This is a genomic window from Cellulomonas iranensis NBRC 101100 = JCM 18110 (assembly GCF_001552375.1).
Lineage (GTDB): Bacteria > Actinomycetota > Actinomycetes > Actinomycetales > Cellulomonadaceae > Cellulomonas > Cellulomonas iranensis.
Genome location: NZ_BCRB01000104.1, coordinates 1 through 10,818 on the forward strand (window position 1 = coordinate 1; position 10,818 = coordinate 10,818).

The 10,818-nt window shown below is 72.6% G+C and carries 9 protein-coding genes; 5 read left to right on the forward strand and 4 right to left on the reverse strand.

All coding sequences use genetic code 11. The features are described from left to right. Positions 1–151 precede the first annotated feature (151 nt). The 4 genes from recF to dnaA form a co-directional block, all read right to left on the reverse strand. Positions 152–1,348: a DNA replication/repair protein RecF gene (recF, locus tag CS2_RS16140; RefSeq protein ID WP_070320751.1), complete on the reverse strand. Its 1,197-nt coding sequence runs from the start codon at positions 1,346–1,348 to the stop codon at positions 152–154. 5 nt (positions 1,349–1,353) lie between these two features. Next, positions 1,354–2,283 carry a phosphogluconate dehydrogenase (NAD(+)-dependent, decarboxylating) gene (gene gnd, locus CS2_RS16145; RefSeq protein ID WP_046529682.1) on the reverse strand — a complete coding sequence of 310 codons (930 nt, stop codon included), beginning with the start codon at positions 2,281–2,283 and terminating at the stop codon, positions 1,354–1,356. Between the two features lie 87 nt (positions 2,284–2,370). Further along, the gene (dnaN, locus tag CS2_RS16150) at positions 2,371–3,501 is read right to left on the reverse strand and encodes a DNA polymerase III subunit beta (protein WP_046529681.1); all 1,131 of its coding nucleotides are present in this window, start codon (positions 3,499–3,501) and stop codon (positions 2,371–2,373) included. A 779-nt stretch (positions 3,502–4,280) separates the two neighbouring features. Then, entirely contained in the window at positions 4,281–5,849 is a 1,569-nt protein-coding gene (gene dnaA, locus CS2_RS16155; protein ID WP_070320752.1) for a chromosomal replication initiator protein DnaA, read from the reverse strand. A gap of 543 nt (positions 5,850–6,392) precedes the next feature. Here dnaA and rpmH point away from each other — a divergent pair. From rpmH to CS2_RS16180, 5 genes are all read left to right on the forward strand, one after another. After that, positions 6,393–6,530: a 50S ribosomal protein L34 gene (gene rpmH, locus CS2_RS16160; RefSeq protein WP_043601468.1), complete on the forward strand. Its 138-nt coding sequence runs from the start codon at positions 6,393–6,395 to the stop codon at positions 6,528–6,530. A gap of 11 nt (positions 6,531–6,541) precedes the next feature. Continuing rightward, positions 6,542–6,913: a ribonuclease P protein component gene (rnpA, locus tag CS2_RS16165; RefSeq protein ID WP_070320753.1), complete on the forward strand. Its 372-nt coding sequence runs from the start codon at positions 6,542–6,544 to the stop codon at positions 6,911–6,913. Continuing rightward, the gene (gene yidD / locus CS2_RS16170; protein ID WP_082740305.1) at positions 6,910–7,197 is read left to right on the forward strand and encodes a membrane protein insertion efficiency factor YidD; all 288 of its coding nucleotides are present in this window, start codon (positions 6,910–6,912) and stop codon (positions 7,195–7,197) included. Before rnpA ends, yidD begins: the two co-directional genes overlap by 4 nt. Before the next feature lie 22 nt (positions 7,198–7,219). Further along, entirely contained in the window at positions 7,220–8,335 is a 1,116-nt protein-coding gene (gene yidC, locus CS2_RS16175) for a membrane protein insertase YidC (RefSeq protein WP_070320754.1), read from the forward strand. A gap of 64 nt (positions 8,336–8,399) precedes the next feature. Beyond that, the gene (locus CS2_RS16180; RefSeq protein ID WP_046529676.1) at positions 8,400–8,915 is read left to right on the forward strand and encodes a Jag family protein; all 516 of its coding nucleotides are present in this window, start codon (positions 8,400–8,402) and stop codon (positions 8,913–8,915) included. Positions 8,916–10,818 lie beyond the last annotated feature (1,903 nt).

The following is a 10,818-nucleotide window of genomic DNA, read 5'->3' on the forward strand; positions in this document are numbered from 1 at the left end:
GTCGTCGTCGCCGGCACCCGTCACCGGCGCGACGCCGTCCGGCGCGGGCCCCCGCGCCGGACGGGCGACCGCGCGGGACCGGGACGTCCCGGCACGCGGGGCGTCGTCGGCGCTCGTCCCGGGGGAGCGGCGCGCGCGAGCCGCGCCGCCCTCAGAGGACACGGGCGACCTCGCCGCCGAGCACGTCCACGCGTGCGCCCGCCAACGGCTCGGGCACGTCCTGCGGCACCGCGGCCGTCACCAGCACCTGCCGCGCACCCGCGACCAGCTCGGCCAGCCGCTCGCGCCGACGCGTGTCGAGCTCGGCGAACACGTCGTCGAGGATCAGCACGGGCTCGCCGTCCGGGCCCCAGTCCGCGGCCCACGCACCCGCGTCGTCGACGCCGTGCGTCAGCAGCTCGTACGACGCGAGACGCAGCGCGAGCGCGACCGACCACGACTCGCCGTGGCTCGCGTACCCCTTGGCCGGCAGGTCGCCGAGCGCGAGCGCCAGGTCGTCGCGGTGCGGGCCGACCAGGCACACGCCCCGCTCGATCTCCTTGGAGCGCAACCGGCCCATCGCCTCGAGCAGCAGCCCCTCCACGGCCGCCGCGTCGGCGGCCGCCGGCAGCGCGGGGTCGTCGTCGGTCCGGCCCAGGGCCGTGTCGAGCGACGCCCGGTACGTGATCCCGAGCTCGCCCTGCCCCGCGCTGACCTGCCGGTACGCGTCGGCCGCGCGAGGGCGCAGCGCCGCGACCAGGGCCTGCCGCGCGACGACGACCTGCGCACCCGTCGCCGCGAGCTTCGCGTCCCACACGTCGAGCGTGCGCAGGTCCGCGCCCGTGCGCGCGCGCGACGCCGCCGCGGCCGACTTCAGGAGGGCCGACCGCTGCTTGAGGACCCGGTCGTAGTCGCCCAGGACCCCCGCGATGCGCGGCGTGAGCTGCACCAGCAGGTCGTCGAGGAACCGCCGGCGGCCGTCCGGGTCGCCCTTGACGAGCGCGAGGTCCTCGGGGGCGAACAGCACCGTGCGCAGGATGCCCAGCACGTCCCGCGCGCGGCCCGGCGAGCCGCCGTTGACCCGCGCGCGGTTGGCCTTGCCCGGCGTGACCTCGACCTCGACGAGCGTCGCGCGCTCCTCGCGGACGACCTTCGCGCGCACGACCGCCCGCGACGTGCCGGCACGCACGAGCGCCGCGTCCGAGGGGACGCGGTGGCTGCCGAGCGTCGCGACGTACCCGATCGCCTCGACGAGGTTCGTCTTGCCCTGCCCGTTGGGTCCGACGAGCGCGGTGATGCCCGGGTCGAGCGGCAGCTCGACCTGCGGGTACGACCGGAAGTCGGTGAGGGACAGGTGCGCGACGTACACGCCGGTCAGGCCTCCGACGTGGGTGGTGCCGACGGCGTCACGGTGTCCGCGCCGGCGGCGCGCACCGCGTGCCCGCCGAACTGCTGGCGCAGCGCGGCGACGGCCTTCATGGCCGGCGACTCGCCCTGCCGCGACGAGAACCGCGCGAACAGCGACGCCGCGATGACCGGGGCCGGCACGGCCAGGTCGATCGCCTCGTCGACGGTCCAGCGGCCCTCGCCGGAGTCCTCGACCCAGTCGTCGATCGCCGCGAACCGCGGGTCCTCGTGCAGCGCCTGCACGAGGAGGTCCAGCAGCCACGACCGCACGACGGTGCCCTTGGTCCACGCGCGCATGGTCGCGGGGACGTCGGTGATGAGGTCCTTCGCCGCCAGCAGCTCGTAGCCCTCGGCGTACGCCTGCATGAGGCCGTACTCGATGCCGTTGTGGACCATCTTCGCGTAGTGCCCCGCACCGACCGGGCCGGCGTGCACGAAGCCGTCGCCGCGCTCGCCCTCGGGGCGCAGCGCGTCGAAGACGGGCATCGCACGCTCGACGTCGGCGGCGTCGCCGCCGACCATGAGCCCGTAGCCGTTCTCCAGGCCCCAGATGCCGCCCGAGACGCCCGCGTCGATGAAGCCGATGCCGTGCTCGGCGAGCGTCGCGGCGTGCGCCGCGTCGTCCTGGTAGTACGAGTTGCCGCCGTCGATGACCAGGTCACCGGCCGTGAGCAGGCCCGCGAGGTCCTGGATGACGGCGTCGGTGATCGGCCCCGAGGGGACCATCACCCACACGACGCGCTCGCCCGCGGGCAGCGCCGCGGCGAGGGCCTCGAGCGACGGGACGTCCGTCACGTCGGGGTTGCGGTCGAACCCCGTGACCTCGATGCCGGCCTCGCGGATGCGCGCGCGCATGTTCGCGCCCATCTTGCCCAGCCCGACCAGACCGATGTGCATGCCTCGCCCCTCTCGACGCGGGCCACGTCGCTCGACGTGGCACCCCGGCCACTGTGCCGCACCCGCGGCCCGTCCGCGCGAGCGGCGTCAGCTCGCGAAGCGGATCGGCACCAGCAGGTAGCGGTAGTCCTTGCGGTCGTCGCTCTCGAGCGACTCCTGGCCCGTGAACTCCACGGGCTTGTTCGGGTGCGTGAACGACATCCGCACGAACGTCGTGTCGAGCGCACCGAGCCCGTCGGCGAGGAAGTGCGGGTTGAACGCGACCGAGATGTCGTCGCCGACGAGCGTCGCCTCGAGCGCCTCGGACGCCTGCGCGTCGTCGCCCTGACCCGCGTCCAGCACGACCTGACCCTCGCTGAACGTCAGCCGGATCGGGGTGTTGCGCTCGGCGACGAGCGCGACGCGCTTCGCGGCCTCCGCGAGCGCCTGGCGGTTGACGATCGCGTGGATCGGCGTCTCGTCGGGGAACAGCCGCCGCACGGGCGGGTAGTCGCCGTCCACGAGCAGGCTCGTGGTCTGGCGGCCCCCGGCCTCGAAGCCGATGAGGTCGACGCCGCCGCCGCTCGACAGCGACACCTCGACGGAGCCCGAGCCGCCGAGCGACTTCGCCGCGTCGGAGAGCGTGCGCGCCCGCACGAGGGCGACGGCCTCGACGTCGGGGCTCGCGGGCTTCCACGTCATCTCGCGCAGCGCCAGCCGGTAGCGGTCGGTCGCCAGCAGCGTGACGCGCTCGCCCTCGATCTCGACGCGCACGCCCGTGAGCAGGGGGAGCGTGTCGTCACGGCTCGCGGCGACCGACACCTGCGCGACCGCGTGGGTCAGCTCGTCGCCGTCGACCGTGCCGGTCACGGGCGGCATCGCGGGGAGGTTCGGGTAGTCCTCGACCGGCATCGTCAGGAGCGTGAAGCGGCTCGCACCGCACGTGACCTGCACCTTGGTGCCGTCCAGCACGACGTCGACGGGCTTGGCCGGCAGAGCGCGCGAGATCTCCGCGAGCAGACGCCCCGAGACGAGCACAGTCCCGGGCTCGCTCACGTCGGCGGGCAGCTGCGCGCGTGCCGAGACCTCGTAGTCGAAGCTCGACAGCTGGATCGTGCCCGTGGCGTCGGCCTCGATGCGGACGCCCGCGAGGACGGGCACGGGCGGCCGGGTCGGCAGGCTGCGTGCGGTCCACGTGACGGCGTCGGCGAGAACGTCACGATCGACGCGGAACCTCATGCATCACCTTCTCGTCGTCCTGCCCGGGGAAGGGGCGCGCGTCGTCGTGGACGCGTGCGATCCGGGCGTTGGCGGGGCTGAGCCGAAGACTACGCGACACCTCCGACGCCCGGTACACCGTCGGGGCCTCGTCGCGGGGCGGTGCCCCGCTCGCTCGCCGCAGCACCCACACGTCGGTGTGTGGATCCCTTCCTGGGAGATGGGTCGTCGTCGTCGTCGGGGCTGTGGGTGGTGTGGACGACGGGTCGCCGAGCAGGTCACGGCCGGTTTCGGGCTGTGCGGGGCGGTGTGGTCGGGCGTCGGGTCGTCGGTGGACGGCGGTGGACGCCCGCGGGACGTTCCACCGCCGTCCACCGACAGGACGGGTCCCGTCCACATCGTCGGCGCGTGTCGTCCACCGCCGTCCACAGGTCTGTGCACAGGTGTGAACATTCGTCCTACGCGTCCCTCACCCCCGGGTTGGGGACAACGCTGGGGCGTTCGCCCCGGTTTGGTATGAGAGGCCTCTCACCGTCGTGGGGGCGCCTCGGTCGCCGGCGACGTCCGTCGACGCGCGGGTGCTGCCGGGCCGAGGCGGCGTCTGCCCAGGTCAGCACGGTGTCGGTGCCGGTGCGTGCGCCGTGCCCCGCGCCAGGAGGTCCGGCTTCTCGCGTCGGGTGAGCCGTTTCACACGTGTCCCCAACCCGTGGGCAAACCTGTGGACAACCGGGGTCACCCGGTGGATGGGAACGGACCAACGCGACATCCCGGCGTCTCGGGGTGAGGTCCCGGGGAGCCGCTCAGCCGCGGTGCTGCTGCTTGATCCGGTTGGTGAGCTCGGTGACCTGGTTGTAGATCGACCGCCGCTCGGCCATGAGCTCGCGGATCTTGCGGTTCGCGTGCATGACCGTCGTGTGGTCCCGACCGCCGAACGCCTGCCCGATCTTCGGCAGCGACAGGTCCGTCAGCTCGCGGCACAGGTACATCGCGATCTGACGCGCCGTGACGAGCACGCGCGACCGGCTCGACCCGCACAGGTCCTCGATGCTCAGACCGAAGTACGCGGCCGTCTGCCCGATCACCGTGGTGGCGGTGATCTCCTGCGTCTGGTCGTCGGTGATGAGGTCCTTGAGGACGATCTCCGCGAGCGACACGTCGACCTGCTGACGGTTGAGGTTCGCGAACGCCGTGACCCGGATGAGCGCGCCCTCGAGCTCACGGATGTTCGTCGAGATCTTCGACGCGATGTACTCCAGCACGTCGTCGGGCGCCTGCAGCCGCTCGCTGGCGGCCTTCTTGCGGAGGATCGCGATCCGGGTCTCGAGGTCCGGCGGCTGCACGTCCGTGATGAGGCCCCACTCGAACCGCGACCGCATCCGGTCCTCGAAGCCGTTGAGCTGCTTGGGCGGCAGGTCGGACGTGATCACGACCTGCTTGTTCGCGTTGTGCAGCGTGTTGAACGTGTGGAAGAACTCCTCCATCGTCTGTTCCTTGCCCTGCAGGAACTGGATGTCGTCGATCAGCAGGACGTCGACCTCGCGGTACCGACGCTGGAACGCGCCCGCCTTGCCCTCGCTGATGGAGTTGATGAAGTCGTTCGTGAACTCCTCGGAGTTCACGTAGCGCACCCGCACCGTCGGGTACAGGTTCTGCGCGTAGTGGCCGATCGCGTGCAGCAGGTGCGTCTTGCCCAGGCCCGAGTCGCCGTAGATGAACAGGGGGTTGTACGCCTTGGCCGGGGCCTCGGCCACCGCGACGGCCGCGGCGTGCGCGAACCGGTTGGACGACCCGATGACGAACGTCTCGAAGAGGTACTTCGGGTTCAGGCGTGCCGGCTCGGACATCGCGCGCCGCGGGGACGTGACCACGCTCGTGCCGTCGACCGCGCGCAGCACGGGACGGGGGTCGGCGTGCTCGTCGCGGACGGCGTGCTCGACCGGCGCGTCGTCGGCGCTCTCGGCGCGCTCGTCGCGGGTGCCGAAGGCAGGGTGGGCGGTCACCAGGGCGAGGTCGGGGCGCGCGTCGGGCTCGTCGTCGTAGGCGGGGGCGCCCGTGGCGGCGGGCGCCGGGGGCACCACGCGCAGCGCGGGCGGGACGTCGCCGGCCACCTCGGGGTCGACCGTCACGGCGAACCGCGCCTCGCGGCCGAGCGCCTCGCCGAGCGCCTGCGTGACCTCGGCGCGGACGCGCGTCTCGAGGTACTCCTTGGTGAGGTCGTTGCCGACGGCGAGGAGCATCGTGCCGTCGAGCACGCCCAGCGGGTGGGCGAGCCGGACGAAGGCCAGCTGACGGGGCGTGATGTCGGGGCTCGCCTCGAGGCTCGCGACGACGTGTCCCCACACGCGGGCCGGTTCTTCGTCCTGTGACAACGTCCTACCTCAGTGATCGGTCCTGCGGGGCCCGGCGAGTCTGGCACGGTGGACCGTCGTCCACATAGTTGTCCACACCTGTGAGTGGCAGCGGTGCGGGACCGTGACCCGTCGTCGGGGGTCCTGCCCGCCCGTCGTCCACAGGGCCGGCGACGGCGTCGTCCGCACCCTCGAGGCGCACGCGCCGGGCGGCACGACGATGTCCGACTCTAGTGGTCGGTCGGCACCCGCAGAAGCGCACCGGCGGGTGAGACCCACGACACGCCGCGCCGGGTCCACCGAGAACTTGCTGACCTGGGGTAAGGCGTCCGAGGCCGCGTCGCGGCGCCGCCGTGGGTGCCACCCGCCGTGCGGCGTACGCTGGCGCATTTGACCCACGCGCCTGCCGCGGCGTAGCGTGGCCCAGCCTTCCGACGGCTCCGTCCGGCGCGCCCTGACGCCTTCGCACGTGTCCTTGCGTGCGATCCCTGGAGCGGTGGACACGGCACCAGGACCTGGTCGTGCGACTCCGTACGACCGTGACGAGAACGTGTGGAGAACGTCGTGACCAAGCGCACCTTCCAGCCGAACAACCGGCGCCGGGCCAAGACCCACGGCTTCCGTCTGCGCATGCGCACGCGTGCCGGCCGCGCCATCCTCGCGGCGCGCCGCCGCAAGGGGCGCGCCGAGCTCTCGGCCTGACGCCACCCCCGGTGCTCCCCGCAGCGCACCGGATGCGCCGCTCTGCCGACTTCCAGCAGACGGTGCGTCGCGGCGCGCGCGGGGGACGCGACACCCTCGTCGTGCACCTCACGACGACGACCGACCCCGGCCCGCCGGTGGTCGGTCTCGTCGTCTCCAAGGCCGTGGGGAACGCCGTGACCCGGAACCGGGTCCGGCGGCGGCTGCGCGCCCTGCTGGCGAGCCGCCTCGGACGCTGGGGGAGCGGCACGCTGGTCGTCGTCCGCGCGCAGCCCGACGCCGCGGGAGCCTCCTCCGCGCAGCTGGGCCGCGACCTGGACGGCGCGATCGACGGCGCCGAGCGGCGCGCGGCGCGGCGTGCCGAGCACCGGGTGACGCCGTGACGCGCGTCTGGGCCGTGGTGCGCTCTCTGCCCGCTCGTGTACTTCTCGGTCTGCTCTGGGTGTACCAACGCGTGATCTCGCCGATCACGCCTCCGACCTGCAGGTTCTACCCGTCGTGCTCGCAGTACGCGGTCATCGCCGTGCAGCGTCACGGTGCCGTCCGCGGCACGTGGCTCGCCGCGCGGCGACTCCTGCGGTGCCACCCCTGGAACCCCGGTGGGGTCGACGACGTTCCACCGTCGCGGCACCACCACGCCTTCGACGCGGCCCCCGCCGCTCACTGACGCTCTCGAGGAGCACCGCCTCATGCCTTGGATGGACGGCCTGCTGTTCCCGCTCATGGTCGCGGTCGCGTGGATCATGGTCCGCTTCCACGACCTGCTGACCTGGATCGGCCTCGACCCCGCGAGCGGCGCCGCCTGGGCGCTGTCCATCGTCGGACTCGTGATCGTCATGCGGATCCTGCTGATCCCGCTCTTCTTCAAGCAGATCAAGGCGTCCCGTGGCATGCAGCTCGTGCAGCCCGAGATGCAGGCCCTGCAGAAGAAGTACAAGGGCAAGACGGACCCCGCGTCCCGCGAGGCGATGAGCCGCGAGATGATGGAGCTCTACCGCAAGCACGGCACGAACCCGTTCGCGTCCTGCCTGCCCATCCTCCTGCAGTCGCCGATCTTCTTCGCCCTGTTCCGGGTGCTCTACGAGCTTCCGAGCCTGGCGTCCGGCACGTACGCGCGCGCCGAGTCGATCGGCCCCCTCACCCGCGAGCTGGCCGGCCAGGCCGAGCAGGCCACCATCTGGGGCGCACCGCTGTCCGGCACCTTCATGCAGTGGGACGGCAACTGGCACATCCGCGTCGTCACCATCGTCCTCATCGTCGCGATGTCGGTGACGACGTTCACCACGCAGCGGCAGCTCACCATGAAGAACATGCCGCCGGCTGCGCTCACGGGCCCGATGGCGCAGCAGCAGAAGATCCTCCTGTACGTCCTGCCGTTCATCTTCGCCGTCTCGGGCGTGAACTTCCCGATCGGTGTCCTCATCTACTGGACCACCACCAACCTGTGGTCGATGGGGCAGCAGTTCTACACGATCCGCCGCATGCCGGCACCGGGTTCGCAGGCGGAGAAGGCGCTCAAGGAGCGGCAGGCCAGGAAGGCCGCCGCCCGCGGCGAGACGATCGAGCAGACCTCGACCGCCGTCATCGACGAGAAGCCCCGCGGCCAGCGTCAGCAGCCGAAGCGCAAGGACCGCGCCAAGGCGCGGCCGCAGCAGGCGGGGGGCGGCGCGGACGACGCATCCGACGCCGCTGGCACGGTCGAGGACGCGCCCGCCGCTCCGAGCGAACCGACCGCGCCCGCTCCGAAGAAGAAGCGCAAGGGTCCGCCCTCCGGCGGCTCGACGCCCGACGGCCCCCGTCCCTGACCACCACCGCGACGACGGCCCCCGCAGGGCCGACGACGGTGCGACACCGCTGAACGGAGAAGACATGGGTACGACCGAGCCGGACACGGCCGCCGACGCCGACGTCGTGAAGCGCCTCGAGGAGGAGGGCGAGATCGCCGCCGACTACCTCGAGGAGTTCCTCGACATCGCCGACCTCGACGGTGACATCGACATCGACGTCGACCACGGGCGGGCTGCCGTGGAGATCGTGGCCGAGGACGGCTCGGACGCGGCAGCGCTCCGCCGTCTCGTCGGCGCCGAGGGGGAGGTGCTGGACGCGTTGCAGGAGCTCACGCGCCTCGCCGTCCAGACGAAGACGGGCGAGCGCAGCCGGCTGATGCTCGACATCGCCGGGTTCCGTGCGCAGCGGCGGACCGAGCTCGTCGCGATCGCCCGCACCGCCATCGACCAGGTCAAGGCAGACGGCGAGGCGGTCACGCTCTCCGCGATGAACCCGTTCGAGCGCAAGGTCGTGCACGACGCGGTGGCCGAGGCCGGCCTCGTGAGCGACTCCGTCGGCGTCGAGCCGGACCGCCGGGTGGTCGTCAAGCCGGCGTGACCTGACCCCGGGACGACGGTGCACGCAGGGCGGGTGGCGCGAGCCACCCGCCCTGCGTCGTCTCCACGAGTCGACGGCTGTGGTCGTCGACCATGCCTCGGGCCGGGTGACCGCGTCGGGAGGTGTGTCCGCGGCGCGTGACCCGTGCGCGGGAGATTGGCTCCTGGCGAACTGGGGCCCCGTGACGTGGCCGCGGCGGCCCTTCGGCTTCGCCAGGAACGATTCTCCTGGCGTTTCGGAGCGAAGAGCGCCTCGTGGGCGCGGCGCGTGGCCCGCAGGACCGGCCTCTAGGAACCGTACGATGTCCGGAATGTGCCGGTCTCCGCGCGACACCGTCGTCGCGGTGTGCTGCGACATCGTTGCGGCACACCCTGGGTGGTCGGGCCTGCGGGGGGTCTCAGGGGCGGACGGGCCATGGGTGTCGAGAGGGACTACCGGCGAGGGCGAGGTCTTCCTCGGTTCGCGCGTGACCGGGTGGACCGTGCCGGTGCGCTCCGTGCGCTGGCGGTGTCGCCCACGGGGGGGCGCGAACGGCTAGCCACTGCCCCGGGTGATCGGGGGGGCGGGCACGTCCTGAGGGATGGCGTGAGGGCCGTCGGTCGGTTCGGCGAGTGGTCGATCTCGGAGGAGGTCGAGCCGTCGAGGTGAGTCGAGCTGCTCGGCCCGGCCTCAGAGGCAGACGGGCGACCCGTCGACGACCGCAGTCGTGCACGCGCTCGGGGGAGAGCTATCGCTAGGTCGGGCTCGGGGTCGTGCGCTCGGCCGCTGGTGGTCGGGAACGGCTCGGCGGATGCGGCGACCCGCGTGGAGTGGTGCGTCGTTGCCTGGCGACGAGCGTCGTCTCGGTGACCCGGATCGGGGAGTGCTGCCGGACGCTCGCGCCGCGCCTCGCTCGTCTCGGTGGTGACCGCGGGTCGGTGGTGGGTGCGGTCAGGTGCTGAGTGGAGACGTGTCTTGTCCACAGGTCGCCGGCACGCTCAGGTCGACGCTCGCCACACCGGAGCTGACCGCGACGGCAGCGGTCCGTGGCTTGCGCCGCTGGCGTGAGAGTGGAGACCGACGCCTCGGATCGGACACCGGGTCGAAGGTCGTACTGAGCGCTCTCGTCCCGGTGTCTCGATCGTCGAGGTCGTCCTGCTCCGCCTCTGCGCGACGCCCGTCGGGCGGTGTTCGTCGGGCGGCGTTCGTCGGTCGGTGAGGTGGCGGCATGGGGGTGTCGCGCGGGTGGGAGTCCCGCGTTCGACGAGCAGTGGGTCGCTTTGGGGCCGTGTTTCACGTGGAACAGGGCGTTTGAGCGCCCCGAAAGTTCTCCAGGAACGATCCTCCTGGCGATCCGGAGCGGAGGATGGTGGCCTGACGAGCCTGCGAACGCTCTGAAGGGCGCTCCTCGAACGCCGCCGAGGCCCGAAATGAGCACTCAATGCGGTGGGACGTGTCGCGACCCGACCTGGTCGGGACGTGTCGTCCAGTGAGGACGGTCGAGAGTCGCACGCACCGGGTGCTGTGCGCCTGGTGCGGATTGCTGAAGAACGACCGCGAGCTCGTCGGTACGGGCATCGTCGCGACGATGGCGGGCACCCCGCTCGAAGGCACCCGGCGTTCCGAGCTGCGCGAGTCAGGCGCCCGCGGGCGCCTGACGCGGCGTGGCCGTCTCGCCGGTTGCGGGCCCGATGAAGGGGTCAGCCGGACGGGATCGGTCGACGGGGGCGGCGGGACGTCGCGCGTCTCGTGCGGACGGTGTGATCGATGCCTGCCTGGCCGGCGGCGCCGTTCCTCGATGAGTCGCGGGCTGTCGGGGGGAGTGGTTACGTCCTGCGTCGGCTGCGTCGGCTGCGTCGGCTGCGTCGGCTGCGTCGGCTGCGTCGGCTGCGTCGGCTGCGTCGGCTGCGTCGGCTGCGTCGGG